The 24,417-nt window shown below is 66.6% G+C and carries 25 protein-coding genes; 13 read left to right on the top strand and 12 right to left on the bottom strand.

Translation table 11 applies throughout. From position 1 onward, the window contains the following. Window positions 1-4: 4 nt before the first annotated feature. From IJ15_RS0123150 to IJ15_RS0123140, 3 genes are all read right to left on the bottom strand, one after another. Complete coding sequence (locus IJ15_RS0123150; protein WP_031940704.1) at window positions 5-880, bottom strand: class II glutamine amidotransferase; 876 nt, start codon at window positions 878-880, stop codon at window positions 5-7. Window positions 881-958: 78 nt separating this feature from the next. Continuing rightward, the gene (locus IJ15_RS0123145) at window positions 959-1,501 is read right to left on the bottom strand and encodes a DinB family protein (protein ID WP_031940703.1); all 543 of its coding nucleotides are present in this window, start codon (window positions 1,499-1,501) and stop codon (window positions 959-961) included. Between the two features lie 77 nt (window positions 1,502-1,578). After that, a complete protein-coding gene (locus IJ15_RS0123140) occupies window positions 1,579-2,304 on the bottom strand; it encodes a lysoplasmalogenase (RefSeq protein ID WP_051919534.1) in 726 nt (241 codons plus the stop codon). 142 nt (window positions 2,305-2,446) lie between these two features. Between IJ15_RS0123140 and IJ15_RS0123135 the strand changes: the two genes are divergently transcribed. The 3 genes from IJ15_RS0123135 (at window position 2,447) to IJ15_RS0123125 (ending at window position 4,807) form a co-directional block, all read left to right on the top strand. After that, window positions 2,447-3,490 carry a nucleoside hydrolase gene (locus tag IJ15_RS0123135; RefSeq protein ID WP_031940701.1) on the top strand — a complete coding sequence of 348 codons (1,044 nt, stop codon included), beginning with the start codon at window positions 2,447-2,449 and terminating at the stop codon, window positions 3,488-3,490. 116 nt (window positions 3,491-3,606) lie between these two features. Then, entirely contained in the window at window positions 3,607-4,287 is a 681-nt protein-coding gene (locus IJ15_RS0123130) for a ScbR family autoregulator-binding transcription factor (protein WP_197059897.1), read from the top strand. Between the two features lie 82 nt (window positions 4,288-4,369). Beyond that, window positions 4,370-4,807, top strand: a complete 438-nt coding sequence (locus IJ15_RS0123125; protein WP_031940699.1) for a VOC family protein — start codon at window positions 4,370-4,372, stop codon at window positions 4,805-4,807. Between the two features lie 65 nt (window positions 4,808-4,872). Here IJ15_RS0123125 and meaB read toward each other — a convergent pair whose 3' ends face one another. From meaB to mutA, 3 genes are read right to left on the bottom strand one after another with little or no spacing between them, the layout of a single operon-like run. Beyond that, a complete protein-coding gene (gene meaB, locus IJ15_RS0123120; RefSeq protein ID WP_031940698.1) occupies window positions 4,873-5,874 on the bottom strand; it encodes a methylmalonyl Co-A mutase-associated GTPase MeaB in 1,002 nt (333 codons plus the stop codon). Beyond that, a complete protein-coding gene (gene scpA, locus IJ15_RS0123115) occupies window positions 5,861-8,122 on the bottom strand; it encodes a methylmalonyl-CoA mutase (protein WP_031940697.1) in 2,262 nt (753 codons plus the stop codon). Before scpA ends, meaB begins: the two co-directional genes overlap by 14 nt. Next, window positions 8,119-10,017, bottom strand: a complete 1,899-nt coding sequence (gene mutA, locus IJ15_RS0123110) for a methylmalonyl-CoA mutase small subunit (RefSeq protein WP_031940696.1) — start codon at window positions 10,015-10,017, stop codon at window positions 8,119-8,121. Before mutA ends, scpA begins: the two co-directional genes overlap by 4 nt. Before the next feature lie 172 nt (window positions 10,018-10,189). Here mutA and IJ15_RS0123105 point away from each other — a divergent pair, with 172 nt between their 5' ends. From IJ15_RS0123105 to IJ15_RS0123085, 5 genes are all read left to right on the top strand, one after another. Continuing rightward, the gene (locus IJ15_RS0123105) at window positions 10,190-11,011 is read left to right on the top strand and encodes a PaaI family thioesterase (RefSeq protein ID WP_031940695.1); all 822 of its coding nucleotides are present in this window, start codon (window positions 10,190-10,192) and stop codon (window positions 11,009-11,011) included. 50 nt (window positions 11,012-11,061) lie between these two features. Beyond that, a complete protein-coding gene (locus tag IJ15_RS0123100; protein ID WP_031940694.1) occupies window positions 11,062-11,727 on the top strand; it encodes a TVP38/TMEM64 family protein in 666 nt (221 codons plus the stop codon). Window positions 11,728-11,793: 66 nt separating this feature from the next. Next, a complete protein-coding gene (locus tag IJ15_RS0123095) occupies window positions 11,794-12,375 on the top strand; it encodes a helix-turn-helix domain-containing protein (protein WP_031940693.1) in 582 nt (193 codons plus the stop codon). Continuing rightward, entirely contained in the window at window positions 12,372-12,902 is a 531-nt protein-coding gene (locus IJ15_RS0123090; protein WP_031940692.1) for a hypothetical protein, read from the top strand. Before IJ15_RS0123095 ends, IJ15_RS0123090 begins: the two co-directional genes overlap by 4 nt. 176 nt (window positions 12,903-13,078) lie before the next feature. Then, window positions 13,079-13,495, top strand: a complete 417-nt coding sequence (locus tag IJ15_RS0123085; protein WP_051919530.1) for a DUF2628 domain-containing protein — start codon at window positions 13,079-13,081, stop codon at window positions 13,493-13,495. 42 nt (window positions 13,496-13,537) lie between these two features. On the opposite strand, the gene metA is transcribed toward IJ15_RS0123085, so the two are convergent. After that, window positions 13,538-14,452 (bottom strand): homoserine O-acetyltransferase MetA, encoded by a 915-nt coding sequence (gene metA, locus IJ15_RS0123080; RefSeq protein ID WP_031940690.1) that lies wholly within the window; start codon window positions 14,450-14,452, stop codon window positions 13,538-13,540. Between the two features lie 316 nt (window positions 14,453-14,768). On the opposite strand from metA, the gene IJ15_RS24980 reads away from it, so the two are divergent. Continuing rightward, complete coding sequence (locus IJ15_RS24980) at window positions 14,769-15,179, top strand: hypothetical protein (protein WP_156112203.1); 411 nt, start codon at window positions 14,769-14,771, stop codon at window positions 15,177-15,179. 250 nt (window positions 15,180-15,429) lie between these two features. On the opposite strand, the gene IJ15_RS0123065 is transcribed toward IJ15_RS24980, so the two are convergent. Together IJ15_RS0123065 and IJ15_RS0123045 are read right to left on the bottom strand one after the other, a co-directional pair. Further along, window positions 15,430-15,657 (bottom strand): histone-like nucleoid-structuring protein Lsr2, encoded by a 228-nt coding sequence (locus tag IJ15_RS0123065; RefSeq protein ID WP_051919527.1) that lies wholly within the window; start codon window positions 15,655-15,657, stop codon window positions 15,430-15,432. An 805-nt stretch (window positions 15,658-16,462) separates the two neighbouring features. After that, window positions 16,463-16,936 (bottom strand): hypothetical protein, encoded by a 474-nt coding sequence (locus tag IJ15_RS0123045; RefSeq protein WP_156112202.1) that lies wholly within the window; start codon window positions 16,934-16,936, stop codon window positions 16,463-16,465. A 984-nt stretch (window positions 16,937-17,920) separates the two neighbouring features. On the opposite strand from IJ15_RS0123045, the gene IJ15_RS0123040 reads away from it, so the two are divergent. Continuing rightward, window positions 17,921-18,826 carry an aminoglycoside phosphotransferase family protein gene (locus IJ15_RS0123040; protein ID WP_031940686.1) on the top strand — a complete coding sequence of 302 codons (906 nt, stop codon included), beginning with the start codon at window positions 17,921-17,923 and terminating at the stop codon, window positions 18,824-18,826. Here the strand turns inward: IJ15_RS0123040 and IJ15_RS25745 are convergent. Next, the gene (locus tag IJ15_RS25745) at window positions 18,823-19,437 is read right to left on the bottom strand and encodes an NUDIX hydrolase (protein WP_081880883.1); all 615 of its coding nucleotides are present in this window, start codon (window positions 19,435-19,437) and stop codon (window positions 18,823-18,825) included. The genes IJ15_RS0123040 and IJ15_RS25745 overlap by 4 nt on opposite strands. Before the next feature lie 338 nt (window positions 19,438-19,775). Here IJ15_RS25745 and IJ15_RS0123035 point away from each other — a divergent pair, with 338 nt between their 5' ends. Continuing rightward, window positions 19,776-20,264: a DinB family protein gene (locus tag IJ15_RS0123035; protein ID WP_031940685.1), complete on the top strand. Its 489-nt coding sequence runs from the start codon at window positions 19,776-19,778 to the stop codon at window positions 20,262-20,264. A gap of 298 nt (window positions 20,265-20,562) precedes the next feature. After that, a complete protein-coding gene (locus IJ15_RS0123030; protein ID WP_031940684.1) occupies window positions 20,563-21,489 on the top strand; it encodes an SMI1/KNR4 family protein in 927 nt (308 codons plus the stop codon). A gap of 185 nt (window positions 21,490-21,674) precedes the next feature. Here the strand turns inward: IJ15_RS0123030 and IJ15_RS0123025 are convergent, their stop codons facing one another. Further along, on the bottom strand, window positions 21,675-22,844 hold the full coding sequence (locus tag IJ15_RS0123025; protein ID WP_031940683.1) for an SPFH domain-containing protein: 1,170 nt from the start codon (window positions 22,842-22,844) through the stop codon (window positions 21,675-21,677). Window positions 22,845-22,849: 5 nt separating this feature from the next. Further along, entirely contained in the window at window positions 22,850-23,281 is a 432-nt protein-coding gene (locus IJ15_RS0123020) for an NfeD family protein (RefSeq protein ID WP_031940682.1), read from the bottom strand. A gap of 132 nt (window positions 23,282-23,413) precedes the next feature. On the opposite strand from IJ15_RS0123020, the gene IJ15_RS0123015 reads away from it, so the two are divergent. After that, window positions 23,414-24,417: IS481 family transposase (locus IJ15_RS0123015; RefSeq protein WP_156112201.1), on the top strand; the 1,004-nt coding region annotated here is incomplete at its 3' end.

Below are 24,417 nucleotides of genomic sequence, written 5' to 3'. Positions count from 1 at the left end.
GCCTTCAGGGTCCGCTCGGGGCCTGCGCCGCGGCCGCGCGGTCCGAGAGGTCGGACAGCGTCAGCCGGTGTCGCGGCGGCCGGTCCAGCAGCATCGTCCGGGTCACCGTCTGATCCGCCGCCACGTGCAGCAGTTCACCGGGGCACAGCGATTCCCAGTCCGGGTCCTCGTCCATCTGTTCCGTGGCAACCACCACGGCGGGCAGTGCGGCGAGTGCCCCGGACCGCGCCCGGACGGTGCCGGCCGTGCTGGCGTGCTCGAGATGTCGCCGACCGCTGGATCCGCCGGGACGGCGACGCAGCACCAACAGGTCGTGGGTGTCCGGGTATCGGAACGCCCACAACTCGTCGGCGGTCACCAGCACGAAGTTGAGCGCGAGCACGCGGAGGTTGTCGGCGATCCACCCTGCCGCGGCCGCGACACCGGCCGCGACATCGCCGCCGTGCTCGTCGATGTACCGGGTGATCAACGCGAAGTACCGCTCGGAGTCCGTGTCGCCGCGGACCAGGTCGCGGTAGCCACCCAGTTCGGCCTCGAGCGCGGCAAGGTCCTCGATCACCCCGTTGTGCGCGAACAGGCGCCCCTTCTGTTCGAACGGATGGGTGTTGACGTCCTCGTTCTCGCCGGTCGTCGCGTACCGGACGTGCGCGACGAACGTCTCCGACTCGCGTTCCTTCGCCTCCCGCGCGAACTGCCGGTCGCGGTACGCGGCGATGGGTTGCTTCTCGACGCGCGGCACACCGTCCGCGTCGAATGTGCCGAGACCGGTGCCGTCCGGCATACGTCTGCTCTGCTCCGCGAGGCTGTCCTCCGCGTCGAGCAACCAGAAGGTGGCGTGGACGCGACGCGGGGCCGCGGACAGTCCGAACAGTCGACACATGGCCGTCGTCCTCCTCGGTTCGAGACCGGGTTTCGACCAGTATGAACGGGCACCCCGGTCCGGCGGGCCCGTTCGCGGTCAGAACTCCATGCCCGCGTCCGCGCCCATCTGCCTCGTGGTGTTCGCCCCGTCGAGCGACTCGCGAATGATGTCCGCATGGCCCGAATGGTGGGCGGTCTCGCGCAGGACGTGCATCAGGACCCGGCGGGCGGTCCACCACTCGCGCTGCGGCGCCCACGGTGCCGTCGGCAGTGGAACCATGAGATTCAGATCGTCGAGCGAGGCGACCACTCGCTCGGTCTCCTCCGCCGCCTGCCGGTAGTCGTCGAGCAGTCCGGCGATCGTCTCGCCGTCCGCCATGAAGTAGCTCTCCATCGCAACCTCCATGTCGAACTCCGCGGTCTCGTCCCGTTCGACGACGGTCCGGATCCAGTTGCGCTCGGTCCGGCCGACGTGCTTGATCAGGCCACCGAGCGTGAGGTCGCTGACGGTGGATCGCGTGCGGGCCTGCTCGTCGTCTATGCCGCGGACGGTGATCAGCAGACTGTTGCGCTGGTCGGCGAGCATCGCGAGGAGGTCGGCCTTCTCGGCATCGGAAGTAGTCGTGGTGTTCGCGGTCATGTCCAGCACCCTTCGATCGTGTCGATGAAGCCCGTATGGACGAAACGCTATCGCCGATTGCGGTCGGATTCGGTCCGCTATCGGACGGGGGACGACCGGCCGCCCTCAGGCTCTGCGCGCAGCGGCATCGGAGCCGAGCCTCGACCGTGCGCCACATCCAGCACGCCGAGCACGATCAGCACCTGCGCGGCGATGTAGGTGACCATCACCCAGAAGCCCTCGGCCGGCGGGGAGAACCAGTCCGCGAACGCGCCGAGCGCGATCATGCCGTCGGACACCAGGAACAGCGCGCCGCCGACCGCCACCCGGCGGTCAACGCCCGCGGCGAGAATCGCCATCGCACCCAGCGCGGCGCCGTAGAGCAGTGCGGGCACCAGCAGCGGCCCCGCGCCCGGCGCGCACGCGAGGATCAGCAACCCGACCGCGACGAGACAACCGATCGTCGAACGGCGCCGCCGCCCCCAGATCTCCGCTCGCCCGTACGGTGCGAACGCCACGATGTAGGCGATCTGCGCCAGCAGGAAGAAGCCGACCATCACGAGGAACGACACGTCGCCGTCAGCGAGATCGGGCGCGGTGTCTCCCATCCACGACAGGCCGAGCGCCACCAGCGTCAGAATCACGAGCCGACTCCGGCCGGGCCCGGTCGACATCCACAGCACCGACGCCAGGACCGGCATGAGGAACCACTGGCTGACGTTCGCGACACCGTCCGCGCCGACCAGTTGCGCCACCAGATGCACCGCGGCCAGCACACCGAAAACCACCCACACGAACCGCACTGCACGCTGCCTGGAAATCACGGCGCCATGCTAGGCGCCCGACTCGGACCGGACACGAGTTTGTCTCGCATCCAACCGGATTCCGCGAGAATGGGGGCGTGACCATACCCAGTGACGCCCAGTCCCCCGTGCACCACCGCGACACCGCGCCGGCCGGACCGCGATGAGCGCACCGACCCGGCTGATCGTCGACGTCGACACCGGCATCGACGACTCGGTCGCCCTGCTGTACCTGTTGGCGCACGAGGATGCCGAGATCGTCGCGGTCCTCTCGACCGCGGGCAACGTCCCGACCGCGCAGGTCGCGGCCAACAACCTGGCCTGGTTGGACCTGTGCGGGCGGCCCGACATCGAGGTCGCGGTCGGCGCCGACGGCCCCCTCGCGATCCCGCTGCGCACCACCGAGGACACCCACGGCCCGCAGGGCATCGGGTACGCGGTCCTGCCGCCGTCCGGCAGGGCCGTGTCGGAGCGGTCCGCTGCGCAGGCCTGGATCGAACTGACCCGCGATCAACCCGGCGAGCTGGTCGGGCTCGTCACCGGCCCCCTCACCAATCTGGCGCTCGCCATCCGCGCTGATCCCGAACTCCCCCAGCGACTCCGACGTCTGATCGTGATGGGTGGTGCCTTCCAGCATCCGGGCAACACCACTCCGGTCGCGGAATGGAACATCTCGGTCGACCCCGATGCGGCCGCCGAGGTTTTCGAGGCATTCTCGACGGTGCCCGAGGACCGCGTCCCGATCATCTGCGGCCTCGACGTCACCGAACGGATCGAACTGCACCCCCACCACCTCCGCCGGCTGGCCGAACTCGCCGGCAGCACGCCGGTCGAACTCGTCGGCCCCGACGACGCCCCCGACGCCCGCTCGACGACGTCGAATCCGATCGTCCGCCACCTGTCGGACGCGGTGCGCTTCTACTTCCAGTTCCACCGCGATCACGGGCAGGGCTTCATCGCGCACATGCACGATCCGTTCGCTGCCGCTGTCGCACTCGATCCCACCATCGCCCGCTACCGCACCGCCACCGTGGACGTGGAAACCGCGGGCCGGATCACCCGCGGACAGACCGTCGCCGACTGGCACGGACTGTGGGGAAGATCACCCAATGCGGCGATCACCTGGGAAACCGATCCCGACGCGTTTCTCGACGACCTGATCGACCGTCTCGCGGCCTTTGCTCGCACGGTGCCGACGCCCGAGTAAGCGAACCGACCAGTAGCTCGACACTGGTACGGTTTCGTCGATCTGGAAGAGCGTCCAGTCCGCACAGCGACCGTGCGCTCGACCGGATCGTCAAGTCGGGAAAAAAGGCGGTACACGTGGTTAGACAGGCACGCGCTGTGGCAACACGGCAACAGATCATCACCGGAGCGGCTCGAATGTTCGAGCGGTCAGGATTCGAAGGAGCGAGCCTCGGCGACATCGTCGACGGGGCGGGAACCACCAAAGGTGCGCTCTACTTCCACTTCCGGTCCAAGGACGAACTCGCGAGAGTCGTCATGGAAGAACACCATAAGACATCGATCGGCACGGTCGATGCGATCGCGAGCACCGGTGCAGGTTCACTGCGCCAACTCGTGATGCTGTCTCACGCGATGGCCCGGCAGATAGTGCACGATCCGATCGTCCGGGCCGGCACCCGTCTGACACTCGAGTTCGGCGGAACCGTGGACGCCCCGGCACAGCCGTACACCGATTGGATCACGAGCGCCCAGGCACTCATCGAGGCGGGTGTCGCCCGCGGTGAGATCCGCGAGACCATCGATCCTCCGACGCTGGCCCGCTTCGTCATCGGGTCGTTCACCGGTGTCCAGCTGGTATCCCAGGTGATGGCGCGACGCGACGACATCGAGCAACGCATCGACGAGATGTGGGGCTACCTGCTGCCCAGCATCGCGGCGGCACAGGATTCCGCCGAACTGGCGGAGATCCGCGTCGCGCGGTGGACGCCTCCGGCCGATTCGACGGAGAACGCGACGGATACGTCCGTCGGCATCTGAATCCATTCACAGGCAGCCACGAGCCCCGCATCGCAGTCCGTGATGCGGGGCCCGTGCGCTGTTCGGTGCGAGACTTCCGGACATGGACCAACGCATCCACTTCGTCACCCTGGCCACACCGGACCTCGACGCCGCCCGTGCGTTCTACCGCGGCGGACTCGGGTGGGAACCGCTCCTGGATGTGCCCGGGGAGATCATCTTCTTCCAGACCGCACCGGGGACGGTGCTGGGGCTGTTCGATGCCGAGAAGTTCCGTGAGGACATCGGCCGACCCGGCGGTGACTCCGCGACGTCGGGAATCACCTTCTCGCACAATGTCACCGGCCCGGAAGAGGTGGATGCGCTGGTCGCCGCTGCCGTCCACGCCGGCGCGACGTTGGTCAAGCACCCGCAGCGGGCGGCGTTCGGCGGCTATCACGGCCACTTCGCCGACCCGAACGGTGTCGTCTGGGAGGTCTGCCACAACCCGGGTTGGAGCGTCGATCCCGAAGGGCGCGTGCGACTCACGACGGTCGGGTGAGAACGCCGATGACCCCACACCTGGTGGTGTGGGGCCATCGGCGTCGTACCGACTGTGGGAGCGAGCTACTCGGCTCCGTCGAACGCATCGAGGATCCGGTGCGCCGCGAGAGCCGCGGTCAGCGAACCGTCACGCACCTGCTGCTCGACCTCACCGCGGATCGCCTTGACCCGGTCGTTCGCGTCGAGTCGACGCAGCAACTGGTCGTGGACCATCGACCACGTCCAGTCCACCTGCTGCTGATCGCGTTTGCGTTCGAGTTCACCGGCGTCGCCGAGGACCTTGCGGTGCCGGAGCACCTCGTCCCAGAACTTGTCCACACCGATGTTCTCGAGTGCGCTCATGGTGAGCACCGGCGGCTTCCACAGCGCGTCGTGCGGATAGATCAGCCGCAGGGCGCCGGCCAGTTCGCGGGCCGCGACCCGCGCCTCGGTCTCGTGCTTGCCGTCTGCCTTGTTGACGGTGACGACGTCGGCGAGCTCGAGGACGCCCTTCTTGATGCCCTGCAACTGGTCACCGGTCCGGGCGAGGGTGAGGAACGTGAACGTGTCGACCATGTTCGCGACCGTCACCTCGGACTGCCCGACACCGACGGTCTCGACGAGGATCACGTCGTAGCCGGCCGCCTCGAGCAGCACCATCGTCTCGCGGGTCGCCTTCGCGACACCGCCGAGCGTGCCCGAGGTCGGGGACGGCCGGATGAACGCGTTGGGCTCCACCGACAGGTTCTGCATCCGGGTCTTGTCACCGAGGATCGATCCACCGGTGCGCGTCGACGACGGGTCGACGGCCAGGACGGCGACCTTGTGCCCCAACGAGATCAGGTGCATCCCGAGGGCTTCGATGGTCGTGGACTTGCCGACACCGGGAACACCGGTGATCCCGACCCGGATCGCGTTGCCCGCGTGCGGGAGCAGGCGCAGCAGCAACTGCTGCGCCTGCTCCCGGTGATCGGCCCGGGTGGACTCGACGAGAGTGATCGCCTTGGAGACGTCACTTCGCCGGCCCTCCAGGACCGCGTCACCGAGCGCAGCCAGATCGAGCGGCGGACGGCTAGTCGGCGGCAATCGGATCGTGTCCCAACTGCTCCGACAACTTCTGCAGCAGCCCGATCGCCGCATCCGCGAGAACCGTTCCGGGCGGGAAGATCGCCGCGGCACCGGCCTGGTAGAGCTCCTCGAAGTCGCCCGGCGGGATGACGCCACCGACCACGACCATGATGTCGGGGCGGCCCGCAGCAGCGAGGGCCTCCCGCAGCGCCGGCACCAGCGTGAGGTGGCCGGCGGCGAGGGAGGACACACCGACGATGTGGACGTCGGCGTCGGCCGCCTGCTGGGCGACCTCCTCGGGGGTCTGGAACAGCGGTCCCACGTCGACGTCGAAGCCGAGGTCGGCGAAGCCCGTGGAGATGACCTTCTGGCCGCGGTCGTGGCCGTCCTGGCCCATCTTCGCGACGAGGATGCGGGGACGACGTCCCTCGTCCTCGGCGAACTTCTCGACGAGTTCGATTGCGTTCGAGATGTTGCTCACCTTTCCGGCCTCGTCCCGGTACACACCACTGATGGTCCGGATCTCGGCCTGGTGGCGCCCGTACACCTTCTCGAGCGCATCGGAGATCTCGCCGCCGGTCGCCATCGCGCGGGCCGCATTGACGGCAAGGGCGAGCAGGTTGTTCTCCATACCGCCCTCGGTCGACGCCGCGGCACGCGTCAGCTCGGCCAGCGCGGCCTGCGTCGCGGCCTCGTCACGCTCGGCGCGGAGCTGCTGCAGCTTGGCGAGCTGCTCGGCGCGCACCTTGGTGTTGTCGACCTTGAGGACCTCGATGCTGTCCGGCTCGTCCGGCACGTACTTGTTGACGCCGATCAGCGGCTGCCGACCGGAGTCGATACGGGCCTGCGTGCGGGCCGCGGCCTCCTCGATGCGGAGCTTCGGGATGCCCTCACCGATGGCCTGCGCCATGCCGCCGGCCTCCTCGACCTCGGCGATGTGCGCGCGGGCACGGTTCGCGAGCTCGTGGGTGAGCCACTCGACGTAGTGCGAGCCGCCCCACGGGTCGATCGGACGGACCGTGTTCGACTCCTGCTGGATCAGCAGCTGGGTGTTGCGGGCGATGCGGGCCGAGAAGTCGGTCGGCAGCGCGATCGCCTCGTCGAGCGCGTTGGTGTGCAGCGACTGGGTGTGGCCCTGCGTCGCGGCCATCGCCTCCACACACGTGCGGCCGACGTTGTTGAACACGTCCTGCGCGGTGAGCGACCAGCCGGAGGTCTGCGAGTGGGTACGCAGCGACAGCGACTTGGCGTTCTTCGGAGCGAACTTCTCGACCAGCTCGGCCCACAGCAGACGCCCGGCGCGCAGCTTGGCGACCTCCATGAAGAAGTTCATGCCGATCGCCCAGAAGAACGACAGCCGCGGCGCGAACTTGTCGATGTCCATGCCCGCGTCGAGTCCGGCGCGGATGTACTCGATGCCGTCGGCGAGCGTGTAGGCCAGTTCCAGGTCGGCGGTCGCACCGGCTTCCTGGATGTGGTAGCCCGAGATGGAGATCGAGTTGAACTTGGGCATCTTGGCCGACGTGTACGCGAAGATGTCGGAGATGATCCGCATCGACGGCTTCGGCGGGTAGATGTAGGTGTTGCGGACCATGAACTCCTTCAGAATGTCGTTCTGAATGGTTCCGGCCAGCTGCTCGGGGGCGACACCCTGCTCCTCGGCGGCCACGACGTACAGCGCCAGGATCGGCAGCACGGCGCCGTTCATGGTCATCGACACCGACACCTGGGACAGGTCGATGCCGTCGAAGAGCTGACGCATGTCGAGGATCGAGTCGATCGCGACACCGGCCATGCCGACGTCACCGGCGACGCGCGGGTGATCGGAGTCGTAGCCGCGGTGCGTCGCGAGGTCGAACGCGACCGACAGGCCCTTCTGACCGGACGCGAGGTTGCGGCGGTAGAAGGCGTTCGACTCAGCGGCGGTGGAGAATCCGGCGTACTGACGGATGGTCCACGGCTGGTTGACGTACATCGTCGGGTACGGGCCGCGAAGGAACGGGGCCGCACCCGGGTAGCTGCCCAGCGGGTAGCCCTCGGCCTCGACCGCGTCACGGTCGGCCTTGGTGAACACCGGCTTGACGTCGATGCCCTCGGGCGTCGACCACACCACCTGCTCGGGGGTGTAGTTGTTGGCCGTCGCGAGGTTCTCGATGAGCGCCGCGGTCTGCTCCGAGGTGGGGGCAGCCGGCTCCGGGAACTGCGGATCCGTCAGCGCGACATCGGCGAAACTGCCGATGACGTGCTGCACCTCGTTCGTTGTCACTTGTTGCTCCCAGCTTCGATTGCGTCGAGCAGGCCGGCCAGTGCCGTCACTGCGTCGATGCGAGCGGTAAGGAATCCGTCGGGGCGCTCGCCGCCCACGACATCGGCGAAGATCTTCTCGGGGCCGGCGAGCAGCACCTGCTCGATACCGGCTTCCCGCAGTGCGGCCACGGCGGCCGCGCCCTGCTCCGCGTAGCGCTTGTCGGTGCCGCACAGCACCGCGATGCGGGCTCCGGACTCCTTCACCGCGGCTGCGATGCTGCCGTCGCCGGCGTCCAGCGGACCCGGGTTGACGGCTTCGATGCCACCCGAGGCGAGCAGGTTCGCGGCGAACGTGGACCGGCCGTTGTGCTCGGCAACCGGACCCAGCGGGGCCAGGAACACCTGCGGCCGTTCACCGTTGGCGGCGAGAATTGCATCGGAACGATCGCGCAGTGCCTCGAACGCGGCGGCGTAGCGGGCCACCGTGGCGCCGGCCTCGGCGGCACCGGAGGGCAGCGGGGCCTCGGCGAGGTTCGGGAACTCGTTGACACCGGTGACCGTCGTCTTGCGGTGCGCGATGTCGGAGTCGCGGGCGGCCTTCGTCGCGGCGACGCGATCGGCGATCACACCGGATCCGAGTGCCGCCGTGTAACCGCCGGCCGTCTCGATCTGCTGGAAGAACTCCCACGCCTTGGCCGCGATCTCCTCGGTGAGGTCCTCGACGTACCAGGAACCTGCACTGGGATCGAGCACGCGACCGAGGTGCGACTCCTCGAGCAGCAGCAACTGGGTGTTGCGTGCGATGCGCGCCGAGAACGACTTCGAGACGCCGGCGGCACCCGCGGGCAGCGCGACGTCGAACGGCAGCACCGTCACCGAGTCGGCGCCGCCGACACCGGCACCGAACGCCGCGAGGGTCGTGCGGAGCATGTTCACCCACGGATCACGCTGCGCCATCATCGCGGCGGACGTGACGGCGTGCTGAACGGCGCCACCGAACTCGGAGGCTCCGCACACCTGCGCGACACGAGCCCACACCTGGCGACCGGCGCGGAACTTCGCAATGGTCTGGAACTGGTCGTCGGTGGCGGCGAGACGGAACTCGAGCTGACCGAGCGCCTGCGAGATCGTCAGACCCCCGTCGGTGAGCGCGCGCAGGTACTCGACACCGGCCGCGACGGCCGCACCGAGTTCCTCGGCGTCGCTCGCACCGGCGTTGTGGAATGCGGTGCCGTCGATGGTGATCGCGCGGATCGACTCGGCGCGGTCCGCGGCGGTGGCGGCGAGTGCGACGGCCTGCGCGGTGTCGATTCCGGCGGCGCCGGAGAAGGCATCCGTCAGCGCGGACGCGCCGAGGCCGACCCGCACCTGGGCGCGGTCGGTCACGCCGTCACCGGCGGCGGCGCGCTCGTCGAGAAGCGCGAAGATCTGCTGCGCGGCCGCGACGGCGTCCGCCCCGGCGTCCAACGTCAGCGGAGCCAGGTCCAGCAGGACGCCCTCGAGCGCGACCCGGAGCGACTCGACGGGCAGATCCTTGCCACCGACCGACAGCCGCAGGGCGCTGACGCCGTTCTCGAGCGAGTCGAGGACGGTGCGGTTGACCTCGGCGGCATCCTGCGCACCCTGACCGAACTGGGCGCTGACCAGCCACCCGGCGTTGACGTCACGGTTGGCGTCGGTGCCGCGCACGAACGGGAACCGTCCGGGCAGCGGGGCCTCGGGGCGCTCGTCGCGACCGGTGTACAGCGGCGAGATCGTCACACCGTCGTAGGTGGTCGTCTCGAGTAGCTTCTGCGGTTCCGGGCCCAGCTCGGCGGCATCCACTCGACGGGACTTGGCGAGCACGCCGGCGACGGCCTGCTGCCATTCCGAGTAGGCGCGCGCGGCGTCCTCGGCCTCTGAAGCTGGTGACACGGGGCGGCTCCCTCTCACTCTCACATGCGGCCGCTCACGGCGACCGGTCTTCCAATCGGGCAAAACAATCAGGCAATCAATTGGGACGATTGTCGTCCTCTGACCTGTGATGCTAACCGCACGGCCGAGGCCGCCGACGTGAGGACCACCCGACGTTCGTTAGCCTCGGCTGATGAGCGTTGCGAACGTGCTGGATGAAGGCGTGTCCGTCACTCCCCAGCGACTGTTCCGGATGCGTCCACCGCAGCGGCTGGCCGGGTTCAACCGGATCACCATGGACATCGACGGCCTCGACACCCGGGCCGCCTCCCCCACCGCCACGCTGGGCATTCTCGTCGACGACATCCTCGGTTTCACGCTGTGGGACCGTCGCGGCGAACGCAGCGGACTGGTGACCGCGGACCTGTCAGTGGACTTCGTCACACCGACCGGTTGGCACGGTCCCGAACTGCACGCCGACGGCCGGGTCGTGGCCGTGACGGCGGACGGCGGCACCGGCTCGACGGAGATCCGCGACAGTGCCGGCACGCTGATCGCGACCGGCACCGCGTGGGGCAATTTCGTGGACGCCGGCGCAGATCGCAGCGCGACGACGGTCCGGCCCGTGGCACCGGCGACGTCGATCCCGGCCGCACCGGTCGCGCCTCTGCTACGGATCGGTGGCCGGATCGAGAGCGACGGTTCGCATCCCCGGCTGATCGTGCCGCCGAACCAGGCGCTGGCGAACAAGCTCGGGGTGATGCACGGCGGCATCCAGGCCTGCGCGTTCGACCTGATCGGCAATGCCGCCGTCAGCACGCCGGAGGCGCCGATGCACACCGCATCGCTGCGGATCAACTTCTTCCGGCCCGCTCCCGTCGACGCCGACGTCGTCTTCACCGCGGAGGTGATCCGCGCCGGTCGTGCTGTCGCGGTCGCCCGGGTCACGAGCACCGGGGCGGACGGGCGCGTGTGCGCGGTCGCCACCGTGACGTGTCGGCGTCCGAGCCGATAGCTGGGCCGATCCGGCGGGGACCGGCACCCGCGCGGGTACCCTGGCCGATTGTGATTGCGCGACTGAGGGATCCTCGGCTACTCGCTGCCCTCGTCGGCCTGGCGGTGTTGTTCGCCGCCGCCGCGGTGGTGCCGTACCCCTCGATCGACCAGATCCGGGCGTGGTCGGAGTCGGTCGGGCCGATCTTTCCGTTGATCTTCTTCCTGGTGCACGTGGTCGTGACGGTGGCGCCGGTCCCCCGCACCCTGTTCACCATCAGCGCAGGCGTGCTGTTCGGTGCGGCCACCGGCCTCCTCGTCACGATCGCGGCCACCACGATCAGCGCGATCCTCGCGCTGCTGCTGGTGCGGGCGATCGGCCGGGACACCGTCGCCGCGCACCTGACACACCCTGCGGTGCGGGCCGTCGACATGCGCCTCGAACGCCGGGGATGGCTCGCGGTCGGCTCACTGCGACTGATCGCGCCGATCCCCTTCTCGGTGATCAACTACTGCTGCGGGGTGTCGTCGATCCGCACGCTGCCGTACACCGCCGCCACGATCGTCGGGATCGTGCCCGGCACGGTGGGCGTCGTCCTCCTCGGCGACGCCCTGACCGGCGAGGCGAATCCGGCAATGCTGCTGCTCTCCGGGATCTGCATAGCGGTGGGCGTGGCGGGGTTGATCCTCGACGCGCGCACGCCGGTCATCCCACCCGCGGATTCCGTCCAGTCCTGAACCTTGACTTCATCAAGTAAAGCCTTGAGGCTTGATCTTGGCATTTCAAGCCTCTAGCCTTGCTTCATGTTCGTTCTGACCGTGGATCAACGGGGCAGTCGACGCGACATCGACCGTGTCGGCCCACTTCTCGCCGACCTCCGGCACCGCCGTCTGCTCCGTCCGTTCGAACGGACCGCCGGCGACGAGGTCCAGGCCGTCGACGGCGACGCCGCCACCGTCGTGGATCTCGTGCTCGACCTCGTTCGACGGGGTCACTGGAGCATCGGGGTCGGCGTCGGGACCGTCGAGGAACCGCTGCCGACCCAGACGCGGGCGGGCCGGGGTCCGGCGTTCGAGGCAGCCCGGGTGGCGGTCGAGCGGGCCAAGAAGGCGCCGGCCGCCGTCGCCGTCGAGGCAGCCGACCCGCGGGCCGCGGCCGACGCCGACGCCGCGCTGACGCTCACCGCGCTCCTGGTCTCGCGTCGCTCGCCACAGGGTCATGCCGCGGTGGCGCTCATGGAGCGCGGCCTCACCCAGGCCGAGGCCGCCGCCGAACTCGGCATCAGCAAGCAGGCGGTTTCCCAGCGCCTCACCGCCGCCGGTTGGCAGGCCGAGATCTCCGGCCGACTGCTGACCGAGCGCCTACTCCGGAGGGCCGATCGATGACAGTGCTCAGTCTGATCCTGCTCGGAATCGCCGCCCTGGTTGGAACCGTCGCCGGGCGCCTGGCCGCGTCGTCCGCCCACTCCGGAACGGTGGTCCGCGTCGCGCCCGTCGTCGCGGTGCTCGCGCTCGGCGGGGCGGCCGTCGCCACCGCGAGCGCGCCCCCGGTCACGGGTTTCGCGCTCGCCGCGACCTACGTCCTGACCGTGGCGGCAGCCGCGACCGGTGGCGCGCCGATGGTGTTGGCGGCCTTCCGATTCGCCCGGCGCCAACCCGATGCCGGGCCGGAACCCGACGACGGACCGCTCCGGGGCGGCCGGATCATCGGCCTCCTGGAACGGACCGCGGTCGCCGTGTCCATCCTCGCCGGCTGGCCCGAGGGCATCGCGATCGTCCTCGCGGTGAAGGGCCTGGCCCGCTACCCGGAACTGCGCGAACCGCACGCGTCGGAGCAGTTCATCATCGGCACCTTCACCAGCGTCCTGTGGGCGGTCGCCGTCGCGGGGGTCGGCCGCGCGCTGGTGACGTAGGAGAGCCCGGCCGGGAGGTGCCGCAGCCACCGACCGTGGACACGCACGCGACCTGAGGACCGGAACGCTTTCCTGCCCAAAACAGTTCGGGATTTGGTGTCGCCTGCCGCGACCGGGAACGATGACCTCGGGCCGGCACGACCCGCCGGCCTGCACACTCAGGGGGAGTAACCACGATGACGATGCACGGAACCGACCAGCCTGCCGGCAACGACACCTTGACGGGGCTGCGCCCGAAGTGGCAGACCCGGTTCCGGTTCTTCCAGGCCCACGGCTCGCCCGGCATGTGGAAGACGGACCGCGACTTCCAGGCCGCGTTCAAGGCCCTGCCTACGCGTGAGCGGATGGTCATCTCGTTCAACGGGTTCGCGTTCTTCTTCGGCGCCTTCTACCTCGCCTATCTCGGAATGTGGCGCAAGGCGCTCACCTTCCTCGGAATCGGAGTCGCGGTCGGTACCGTCTCCATCACGCTCGATCTGTCGAGCACCGTCGATATCGGCCTCACATGCGGTTTGGCCGGCTACCTCGCGGCCCGCACCAACAGCCTCTACTACGAGCACCGCGCCCTGGGCCGGAACACCTGGGGACTCTGACCCGGCGCGGTGACCCTTCTACTTCCGTCGACGCTCAGCCGGTCAGGCCTCGCCTGGAATGAACGGTGTCTCCTGGTAGACGCAGTAGTTCAACCAGTTGGAGTACAGCAGGTGCCCGTGGCCGCGCCACCGGTTGAGCGGGGTGGCAGTGGGATCGTCCCCGGGGAAGTAGTGCGCCGGAACTGGGACCGGCAGCCCTTGCTCGCTGTCGCGGCGGTATTCACCGGCCAGGGTGTCCGCATCGTATTCGGGGTGACCGGTCACGAAGACCTGGCGGCCGTCCGCGGTGGCTGCCAGGTAGACCCCGGCCTCTTCGCTCACCGCCAACACGTCGACCTCACCGGTGGCCTCGATGTCGGCGGCGTGGACATCGGTGTGCCGTGAGTGCGGCGCCAGGAACTCGTCGTCGAACCCGGTGACGATCGGCGACCGCGCGCCAGCGATCCGATGGGAGAACACCCCGGAGATTTTCTGCGGGACTTCGTGCTTGCGGACACCGTAGTGGTGGTAGAGGGCCGCCTGCGCACCCCAGCAGACGTGCAGAGTCGACTGCACGGCGCTGCGGGACCAGTCAAGGATCTTGGTCATCTCCGGCCAGTAGTCGACGTCCTCGAATTCGAGCTTCTCGATCGGCGCCCCGGTGATGATGAGGCCGTCGAAGTGCATGTGGGCCACATCATCGAAAGTCGAGTAGAACGATTCGAGATGCTCCGCAGAGGTGGTACGCGAGACATGGCTGGCCATGTGCAGCAGGGTGATCTCGATCTGCAGCGGATTGTTGCTGAGCAACCGCAGCAACTGCGTCTCGGTGCTGACCTTCATCGGCATCAGATTCAGGATGGCGATCCGCATCGGGCGAATATCCTGATGTCCGGCACGCTCGTCGGACATGACAAAGATTCGCTCCGCCTCCAGGATGGCCCTGGCGGGAAGGTCGCGTGGCACGGTTACAGGCATCGCCCAGCAGCTTAGCCCGCATCCGGTTGCCGACTCGGACCGGAGGTTCGATAGCTCCAGCGGCGCGGCACGAGAACAACCTTCCAGGCCAATCGGTCCACGTGATCGAACGCAACCTCATCGGCGAGCGCACGGTGGTGGGCGACGCTCTCGCGGTGCGATCAGCGCAGGTGTGGCCGCCGCGGTCGGAACGGTGTCGGCGGCACAGGTTCGCGACCTGGTCGGCGGTGACGTACATGTGCACGATGTTCCTCACGCCGGCCGCTGACTCCTCTGTGCGGCGATGACAATGAGCGGCGATGACCAAAGGAGTGGGATGTCGAAGTTCGTGCAGGTACTCGAGAACGAGGCACTTCAGCGATGGGCAGCTACTGTCGCCACAATCGGGTTCCCTCTGGTTGTTCTGCCGTCCCGCCTTGGCGACGCCATCGAACATCCCACGGTGTGGCACTGGGTTGTCGTCGTGGTTCTCGTGGGAGGCATCGCCGCCTTCGCATCCGAGGCGATCACCTTGTGGCGTAAGCACTTAACCAGAGGAGGCGCGACCGATCCTGATCGCGCCTTCGCGGCACCCGAGGATGTTCCGGCCGCGGATGTGGAGTCGGCGATCGCATCGACGTCAAACCGAATTTCGGCGATCAAGGCGTTGCGTGAACGGCACCCCGGCCTGGGATTGAAGGCCGCCGCCGACCTCGTCGACGCGGCTCTCGACGAACGAGGCAATTGAGCATGAAAGGTCCCCGAGCGCCGGCGCGGACGTGAGGAGTAAGTGACCTGGTGAGAGTCCGGTCGCCATGCCACTTTCGACCGTCAGAACCGCGCCGCTTACCACTGAAGATCACAGCTGTGGTCTCGGCAAGCCTCGATTGCGAGGGCATCGCCCTCGGCGAGGTGTCCTGTTTGACGATGGTCAAGATGCACACATAAACGCGCAGGAAGTCGCTCAGGCGGTTTCGGGGAGCTTGACCCGGATCCCGCTATTCGAGCGGGCGCTTCCCTTTCGGTTGAGGTTGAGGTTTGCGTCCGCCGACGCGCCGGGCGTTCCGGATGTAGCGGCCCAGCAACCGGCGCAACTGTGCTGAGTTCTCATCCCCGAGATCGATCGAATACGCGACCCCGTCCATGGAGAACTCGACTGTCTCTCCACCGGATTCGATCTTCTTTCCGTCGAGATCATCGAAGATCTCCACGACCACCTTGTACACACGACCCCCTCGATGTGAACGTGGCTGGGTTGGCGCAGTCCGGGTCGGGCCCGGCTTCCTGAGGAGTTTCCGAGGCGTGTCCATCGTGTCCATTGGAGGTTCTCAGGGCCAACATCGCGCCAGCAAGTGCGTAGGGTCCCGCCTCCCCCGGAGGGACCCTACGCACTTGCGGTAACCGATCAGGTCATCAGCCCAGGCTCTGCCAGCCGCCACCCTGGCTCGAAGCCGTGAGGAGGCCGGACAGTACGAGATTGCCGAAGACATACACGACGTCGAGCATCCCGTCGAAGTACTTTCCGAGCATGGTGTCTCCTTACGAGAGTGCTTTGAGGAAGTTGGTGCCGAGAATGCCGGACCCGGTGTAAGCGCCACCCATCCACGAGCCGCTCGCTACCCGCAGTAGATCCGTCAAGAACTGCTGGAAATCCATGTCTATATCTCCTTTCTGTTGAGATTTTTGCTTTAGACCGGCGCACCCAGGGACAGTGTCACGGGTTGCTGCACCAAGACCATGTACAACATCGGGATCATCTGCTGGACGGTCTGCCCAAGTGAGCTGGTTGCGTTCTGAATCGAGAGCATCGTTCCTCCGTTTTCGAGCCGGCTAGGAGTACTCGTTGCCGGACATGGTGTTCAGGCCCGTCAGTGATCCACCGAGGACCGGAGCGAGCCCCACCACGAATATGCGCAGGGCCTTGAAGAAGTCAACAGACATGTGATTCCTTTCCAGAGGTTGTGTGCCTGTGTGTTCGCAACTCATCGCCCTCGGCGCAGACCGCCGAGGGCGATGAGTCGTGCAGATGAATCAGATGGTGCCGTTGAATCCGTAGGCGGAGTCAAGCCCCGAGTACTTGTGGATGAAGAAGTCCCACAGCCCGATTCCCGGCGAACCCCAGTTGCTGAAGTTGACGTTGGACGTCCCCTTCTTGCCGACGAGCTTGACGACGGCGCCGTTGTTCTGGACCTCGTTGACCAGGGTGGCGTTGCCTTCGAGGCAGAACCCGCCGTCGGCGTTCGTCAGGAGCGTGCTGGTTCCGGAAGGGATCGACCCTGTGGGGAAGTCGAGGATGAGATTGGTGCCGGAGCTGTCGTACAGCCCGCCCCACACCTCGACGTCCTTGACTCCGTTTCCGGAGCCGTCCTGGACGTTCCCGCACACCTGGTAGTGGTCAGTCGGCAGCTCCGGAGTCGCCGCCTGAGCGACCCCCGTGCCGAGAGCCGTCAGCGCCGCGACGCTGACGAGTGCGCCAGCAACTGCCATCTTGTTCCGAACACTCATACAGATTCACCTCTGGATTCCATATGGCGGCCCACTATGAAGGACTGCTGTCGCAGGGTCGGGCCGTCGGATGTCCCCTGCAACGCAGGACGCTATTACGGATCAATCAATCTCGTTAACGATTTCGCACATCTACCGATCGGTAACTTTTCCGTCGACAAAATTCAGGGAGTTTCCAGCCGGCCGGCTACGTTAACAAATCCGACGAGTGGCGTTAATTTTGAACTGCAGTACAATTAAATGAGCGCTAGCGGAATTGTCCTGGACGTTTGTTTGATAGGCATCGATCGATGCAGGACAAAGACGGTGCCGGGGGTGCTTCAGGAGTGCTTCGTAGCATGTGAAGGCCCTGCATTCCGAGGCCCCTCAGGCTAGGAGCGGCATTGCGAGTGTCTTTGCAGGATTCGCAAAACCGACATACGGCACCTCTCGGCGAACGTCCACGGCAGCGGAGGCTTCGTGGACTCGTGTCAAACAGGACGGCAGTACTGAGCCTGGGCCGGCTGGCCGTGGCCTGCGCGCGCGACCTTTTTGCGCGCAGAATGCTGGGAGGACAGACTTGACAACCCGGACTGCTGGGCAGCTCTGCCCATGCTGAACGCGTCCAGGCCAGATAGGCCGCCTTGCCGAACGATCACGAGATAGCCGGGGCCCTGTCAACGCCCGAAGCGGGGGGCATCGACGACGGGCGCGAGAACATAGTCTCGCGCTTCCCGAGTCTCCGCGTCGATCCAGCCAGCGACGTTCAAATATCCTGCCGTTGACAAAGACGCAGGAACCTTCCCGGGCCGGGTCCTGGACATCCCCGTCACTTTCATCCCTCAGAACCGTGCCACCTACCGCTGAAAGTCACAGCTGGAGGAGGATCTCGCCGTGTCCTGTTTGGCGATCGTCAAACAGGACACGTCTCACCAGTACCGCCTGGGCATCTATGGACGACGAGACCCAAAAGGCTGGCGAACGGTTCCCGTACCGTGGCTTGGCATGACCAGCCCCGAGATCGAGGTGACCGCAGATTTGGTCCGCGAACTTCTCCAGGACCAGCACCCCGACCTTGCTGGGCTGGCTATCCGCGAGGTGGCGGGCGGCTGGGACAACCACATGTGGCGCATCGGCGACGAGTTGGTCGTGCGCATACCTCGCACCGAACGCGCGCCGGATCTCCAGCGCAAGGAGTGCCAGTGGCTTCCCGTCCTGGCCCCGCGTCTGCCGCTCCAGGTTCCGATCCCTGTGCGGGTGGGCGAACCGTCTGCCCGCTTCCCGAAGCCTTGGGCCATCATGACGTGGGTCCCCGGGCGGCCACTGGACGGCATCTCGATCACTCGCGGCGACCACGCGGCCGACATTCTGGCCGGCTTCCTCACGGCACTCCATGTGGAGGCTCCCGTCGAGGCACCGATCAGTTCGGACCGCGGCGCTCACCCCAGGCAGTGCACGGACGGTTTCGAGAAGTACATGGAATCCGTTGCCCCCGAAAACCTTGCCGTCGCCGCCGGAAGAATCCGGGAAGTCTGGAGCGATGCTGTTGCAGCTCCCGGGTGGGGTGGGCCACCGGTATGGCTGCACGGTGACCTCCATCCCGCGAATGCCGTCGTTACGGACGGGACGCTCTCGGGCGTGATCGACTTCGGGGACATGTTCGCCGGCGACCCGGCATGGGACCTCGCAGCCGCATGGCTACTCCTCCCCGCAAGCAGATCCTCGCGGTTCTTCGAGGGATACGCGCAGACGGACGCCGCGACGATCCGGCGCGCCCGCGGGCTGGCTGCTCTGAAAAGCCTCTTCCTCATCCTGATGGGCCAGAACGGGGAACAGGGCCTTCCTGGCGGCAAACCGACATGGGGCCCCTTGGGCCGGGCGACGCTCGATCGCGTCCTGACATCGGGCTAAGTACCCGACGCTGGCATCAGTGTTCTGTTCGACGATCGTAAGGCCGGGGCAGAGGAACGTAGCTTCTCAACGAACCTGAGGAAGTGCGGATCGAACTGGTGAGGGTCGCTCGTCTGGACTTCGCCCGTTGTCCACCACCGGCCGCCACGAAATTCGCGGGGATCAAGGATGAACCGCGTGTCGCGGCGGGCCGCGACCACGTACCAGAGACTGACATCTACATGGTTGTTGTTGGCCCCGACAGTTGCCGTGACCGTAAGAAATAGTGGCTCAGTCCCAGCGACGGTGAAGTCGGCTTCTATGCCGAGTTCTTCCCTCGTCTCCCGCCTGGCCGCAACCATGGGGTGTTCGCCGGGCTCGACATGCCCGCCAGTGGGGAGTTGCAGTCCAGATCTGATGTGGTCGACGAGAAATACGCTCTGATCGGATGGGTCCACCACGACCGTGTAGGACACAAGGTGACGTGGTGGAGTCGCCGGCTTAGCACGGCGAAATATGTCGTCGGTGCGCTCGATCCAGGCCAGCGAATCTGAGATGTGTTCACGCTCGAGGTTGTCGAGTGGCTCGATGTTGGCAACAAGGTCATAGACGGCTCGAACGGCAGGTTGCATCGACCGATCGTGCCAGGAGACACCGACTCACATCGTTCGTAGTAGGCGTGGTCCGGTGGGGGATCGTCAAACAGGACACCCGGAAGTGGGGGGTCGGTGAGACGCGACCAGTTCCGGCGACCGCCCGGGCTGTCCTGTTTACCCGTCCGGCACGTTGGTCCGGCATAGGAAGCCCATTCCGGACTATCGTCCCCTCGTGACCGAAATTCTGGTGTGACCTTGATGTCGAGATTCAACGAAGATCGACAAGATGCGTCGTACTTTGACGGAAGCCAAGTGCCTACCGATCAAGCAATATGCGGCACAGACTGCCCCCCGATGTCGGCTACCTTTCGCACATGGCTCTATACGACGACACGATTCAGACGACCATCGAGGATCGTGCCATGCTCGAGCGGATGCTCGACGTCCAACGTGCACAACTATTGCAACTAGTCGATGGGATGAGCGAGGCCAATGTTCGCCAGCGGCTGGTACCGTCGCTCACCACTCTGCTCGGGTTGGTCAAGCACGGCATTTTCGTCGAAAAGGTGTGGTTCCACCACCGCATCGCCGGGCGACCCCGACACGAGGTCGACATCCCAGATAACATCGACGACAGCTTCCGCCTGATCGATAGCGATTCCATCGAGAGCGTGTCCACCGCCTTCATAGCTGCGTGCGCACACTCCAGAACAATCGTCGCAGACCACACCGACTTGGCCGAGACCATCCCCTGGCGCAATAGCTACGTCTCCCTGCGGTTCATCCTCACGCATTTGATCCAGGAATACGCCCGGCACGCAGGCCAGGGCGACATCCTGCGCGAACAGATCGCCGCGACCTAAGTTGACTGGCTTCGGGAACTCGCCCGAGATCCGTCAAAGTAGCGGGGAGTGTCCCGCCAATCTGCGCTGCAACTCAACACTTGATGGCGGTAGTTATTCAGTCGGAAGTGGCGGGCGAGGCCTACCCGGGCCAGCGTCGATCCGAGGGAACCCCGATCACGGCACTTCGGAGTCGACGACCTGTTTCAGCAGTGGTGAACGTGCAGGGTCAGCACCGCGCCATCCAGCTCTGAAAGTCGCAGCAGTTGGGAGGTCAATAGGGTGGTCATAACAGAGTGAGCTGGGGAGGAACTCAACGATGAACTGGGACGTGTCGTGCTGGAATTTGAAACAGCAAAAGCCCGTAACGCGCAGCGGGCAGGCGCCTGATCGGGGTTCGGCACGGGCACAGGCCATTCACGCTGGCCGTGACGTGATCCGGGGAGAAGACGGAACCGCAATCAACTCCGTCGTGTATGTGCGTCTTGGAGACGATTTCGGCGAGGTGGGCGGGTTCGACGACCCGGAACTCTCCTACGACGATCTGAGCGCCCGAATCGAGGATGCCATCGCGCGGCAGAAGCAGCGCGCCCAGGGGAGGCAGCAATCGGTGTCCGCCCAGACCGCGCTGCCCGAAACACCCACTCTGTCGCCGACTCCCGCCGGATCGGTCACCGTGCAATGGAACCGGATTACGCAGTGGCTGCGCACCCACACCACCTACGCACAGCCAAATGGCGCCGAACCGGCGCAGATCGCGGAAGCCGCCGAGACCACCGGAAGCGCATGGCCGCCCGAGCTGGTCACGTTCTTTCGACACGTCAACGGGATCCCTGCCGAAAACTGGTTCCTGCTCCTACCGACGCATGAACTCTTCGACCTGGATCGACTCGTCGAAGAGCGCCAGATGGAACTCGACGTGTGGGGTGAATTCGACGAGGAGATGCTCGCTGCACTCACCGATCGCGATGCTGCCGGCCGAGAAGCAGGCACATTCCGACCCGAGTTTCTTCCATTCGCAGGCAGGGACGGCTATCTGCTGTTCATCGACACCCGCCCTGGGCCCATGCACAGCTGCGTCACCGAATTCGACAAAGTCGACGCAGACGCCACCGGTCCGCGCTGGGTGTCGCTGAGCGCCATGCTCACCGACCTCGCGGACAGCCTGGAATCCGCTCGCACCTTCTATGGTCGATGGACACCTCGCGTCGTCGAGGGCCAACTGGACTGGCAGTACCAATCCTGAATCAGTGCCCGCCCAGGACCGGGCGCGTCCTTCACTACCTTTGTCCGCCCTGAGTCGTCTTACCACCAGGGCGAGGAGCACGATCGCGCCACCGGTCGCAGCAAGAATCCACCGCTGCCCCGGCGTCCGGGGAAGGAACGGCCGGGGCACAGCGCGGGCCCCTCGGTGTGAGGGTGAAGCGCGGTCTACTCCCGACCCGGGGGAAGCTCCTCGTGCGGTACCTCTCCGCCGAGCAGGTGTTCCTGCGTCAGAGGGCTGTCCACGGGCGTACGTGCGACGGCCTCGGCGGCGCGGACCGCACGTTCGACGGCCGGGTCTGCCTTGGTCTCGAACCAGCTGGCGACCTCGTCCGAGTCGTCCTCGGGCCGCGGCAGGTCCTGGTCGTCGGTGCGGCTGGGTTCGTAGCGGAAGACGCCGTCGTCGCCCGGCGCGCCGAGCGTCTTCGCGAACCCCTTGAGGGCGTCGCCGAAGTCACTGGGGACGAGCCAGACCTTGTTGGCGTCGCCCTGCGCCATCTGCGGCAACGTCTGCAGGTACTGGTACGCCAGCATCTCCGGGGTGGGCTTGCCGGACTTGATGGCGGCGAACACCTTCTCGATGGACTTGGCCTCACCCTGCGCCTGCAGGTACTTGGCGGCACGCTCGCCCTGGGCCCGCAGGATCCGGGACTGCCGCTCGCCCTCGGCCGAGAGGATCGACGCCTGCTTGGCACCCTCGGCCGCCAGGATCTGGCTCTGCTTGGCACCCTCGGCGGTCTTGATGGACGACTCGCGGTGGCCTTCCGCGGTGAGGATCATCGCGCGCTTCTCGCGGTCGGCCTTCATCTGCTTCTCCATCGACTCCTGGATCGACGGCGGCGGATCGATGCTCTTGAGCTCGACCCGCGCGACGCGCAGACCCCACCGTCCGGTGGCCTCGTCGAGGACGCCGCGCAGCTGACCGTTGATCGAGTCACGCGAGGTCAGCGTCTCCTCGAGCGTCATGCCGCCGACCACGTTGCGGAGTGTGGTGATGGTGAGCTGCTCGACCGCGGCGATGTAGTTGCTGATCTCGTACACCGCCGCCTGCGGATTCGTCACCTGGAAGTAGACGACGGTATCGATCGACAGGGTCAGGTTGTCCTGCGTGATCACCGGCTGCGGCGCGAACGACACGACACGCTCGCGCAGATCGACCTTGGCCCGGATCCGATCGACGAACGGGATCAGGAACGTCAGCTGACCGGACACCGTCTTGGTGTAGCGGCCGAGCCGCTCGATCACGGCCGCCTCGGCCTGCGGCACGAGCGCCACCGACTTCGCGACCACCACCACGACGAGTACGACCAGTACCGCCAGAACTATCAGTGCTGCCATGTCTCCTACGGTCCCCTCCACACGACGGCCGTCGCGCCGTCGATCTCCATCACCGTCACGGTCGTGCCCGGCGGATACACCTCGGTGACGTCGAGTGGACGGGCTGTCCACACGTCACCGTCGAGCTTGACCTGCCCGGCGTGCGCCCCGACCTCTTCGAGGACGAGCGCCTGCTTGCCGGGCAGCGCGGCCGCATTCGTCAGCTTGAGCGGCGGCACCTCGAAGCGACGCAACAATGCCGGGCGCACTCCCACGACCAGCGCGAGGGACACGACACCGAACACGACGGCGTCCACCCACACCGGAAAGTCGGTCACTGCGCTGAAGCCGGCCGTCGCCAGCGCTCCACCGGCGAGCATCAGCAGGAAGAGCTCCCCCACCAACGCCTCGGTCGCCGCCAGCAACACCCCGGCCACCAGCCAAATCAGAGCTGCCACATCACCATCTAACTGTTGCGGGTCATGACGTTGTAGACACCGGGCCAGGATCGGGCCGAACAAAGCGGACGGGTCCTTCGACGGCAGGATGAGAAGTACCACCAACTCGTCCGCCGACAGAAAGACCCGTCCGTGACCCACAGTAATGCGCCCCTGTCCATCGAAGGACGCCGCAGACTCGTCCAGCGCTGCCAGCACCGTCCGATCGCCCACGTCGCCGCCGAAATGGGCATCTCACGCGCGTGCGCCAGCAAGTGGGTGCATCGGTACCGCCAGTTCGGCGAGCACGGACTGTTGGACCGGTCGAGCGTCCCTCACCGGCAACCGACCGCCACCGCCGACCAGATCGTGGCCCGGATCGAGGCGCTGCGGCGGCAGAAGAAGTGGTCAGCACGCCGCATCGCCCTCGAACTCTCCGTCGAGGGCGTCACCGTTTCGGTCCGCACTGTCAGCCGCCACCTGGTCCGCCTCGGTCTCAATCGCCGCAAGTTCCTCGATCCCAGCGGAGCGGACAATCGCAAGCCGGCGGCCAAGATCGTCGCCCGCTACCCCGGCCACATGGTGCACGTCGATATCAAGAAGGTCGGCCTGATCCCCGACGGGGGTGGTTGGCGCATGCACGGCAAAGGCAGCGACCATGCGAAGAAGGTCGACCGGAGCAAGAAGCGAGGTACCCGCACCGGATACGTGTACCTGCACTCGATTGTCGACGGGTTCTCCCGCCTCGCGTACACCGAAGCCCTGAACGACGAGAAAGGCGTTACCGCAGTCGGTTTCATCAACCGTGCCAAGGCATTCTTCGCCGTCCACGGCATCGCCCGGTTCACCCGGGTGGTCACCGACAACGGCTCCTGCTACCGCTCGGCGGCGTTCGCCCGCACTCTCGCCGGCACCCGTCACCAGTTCATCAGGCCCTACACCCCACGACACAACGGGAAGGTCGAGCGCTACAACCGGATCCTCGCGGAGGAGTTCCTCTACGCCCGCGACTGGACGTCAGAAGCCCAACGAGCCGCCGCCCTCGCGGTCTGGAACGTCCACTACAACTACCATCGACCCCACACTGCCGCCGGGAACCGGCCGCCAGCGACCCGACTCAACGCCGGTGTCACCAACGTCATGGCCTCATACATCTA

The sequence above is a fragment of the Prescottella defluvii genome (assembly GCF_000738775.1).
Lineage (GTDB): Bacteria > Actinomycetota > Actinomycetes > Mycobacteriales > Mycobacteriaceae > Prescottella > Prescottella defluvii.
This window is presented reverse-complemented; position numbering and strand designations above follow the sequence as displayed.

Excerpts from the sequence above, each read along its gene's own strand:
- IJ15_RS0123125 (WP_031940699.1), top strand. The coding sequence starts at position 4,370 with ATGGACCAACGCATCCACTTCGTCACCCTGGCCACACCGGACCTCGAC.
- IJ15_RS0123105 (WP_031940695.1), top strand. The coding sequence starts at position 10,190 with ATGAGCGTTGCGAACGTGCTGGATGAAGGCGTGTCCGTCACTCCCCAG.
- IJ15_RS24980 (WP_156112203.1), top strand. The coding sequence starts at position 14,769 with ATGTCGAAGTTCGTGCAGGTACTCGAGAACGAGGCACTTCAGCGATGG.
- IJ15_RS0123045 (WP_156112202.1), bottom strand. The coding sequence starts at position 16,936 with ATGAGTGTTCGGAACAAGATGGCAGTTGCTGGCGCACTCGTCAGCGTC.
- IJ15_RS25745 (WP_081880883.1), bottom strand. The coding sequence starts at position 19,437 with ATGCAACCTGCCGTTCGAGCCGTCTATGACCTTGTTGCCAACATCGAG.
- metA (WP_031940690.1), bottom strand. The coding sequence starts at position 14,452 with ATGCCTGTAACCGTGCCACGCGACCTTCCCGCCAGGGCCATCCTGGAG.
- IJ15_RS0123085 (WP_051919530.1), top strand. The coding sequence starts at position 13,079 with ATGACGATGCACGGAACCGACCAGCCTGCCGGCAACGACACCTTGACG.
- IJ15_RS0123150 (WP_031940704.1), bottom strand. The coding sequence starts at position 880 with ATGTGTCGACTGTTCGGACTGTCCGCGGCCCCGCGTCGCGTCCACGCC.
- IJ15_RS0123030 (WP_031940684.1), top strand. The coding sequence starts at position 20,563 with ATGAACTGGGACGTGTCGTGCTGGAATTTGAAACAGCAAAAGCCCGTA.
- IJ15_RS0123040 (WP_031940686.1), top strand. The coding sequence starts at position 17,921 with ATGACCAGCCCCGAGATCGAGGTGACCGCAGATTTGGTCCGCGAACTT.
- IJ15_RS0123035 (WP_031940685.1), top strand. The coding sequence starts at position 19,776 with ATGGCTCTATACGACGACACGATTCAGACGACCATCGAGGATCGTGCC.
- IJ15_RS0123145 (WP_031940703.1), bottom strand. The coding sequence starts at position 1,501 with ATGACCGCGAACACCACGACTACTTCCGATGCCGAGAAGGCCGACCTC.
- IJ15_RS0123025 (WP_031940683.1), bottom strand. The coding sequence starts at position 22,844 with ATGGCAGCACTGATAGTTCTGGCGGTACTGGTCGTACTCGTCGTGGTG.
- IJ15_RS0123135 (WP_031940701.1), top strand. The coding sequence starts at position 2,447 with ATGAGCGCACCGACCCGGCTGATCGTCGACGTCGACACCGGCATCGAC.
- IJ15_RS0123090 (WP_031940692.1), top strand. The coding sequence starts at position 12,372 with ATGACAGTGCTCAGTCTGATCCTGCTCGGAATCGCCGCCCTGGTTGGA.
- IJ15_RS0123095 (WP_031940693.1), top strand. The coding sequence starts at position 11,794 with ATGTTCGTTCTGACCGTGGATCAACGGGGCAGTCGACGCGACATCGAC.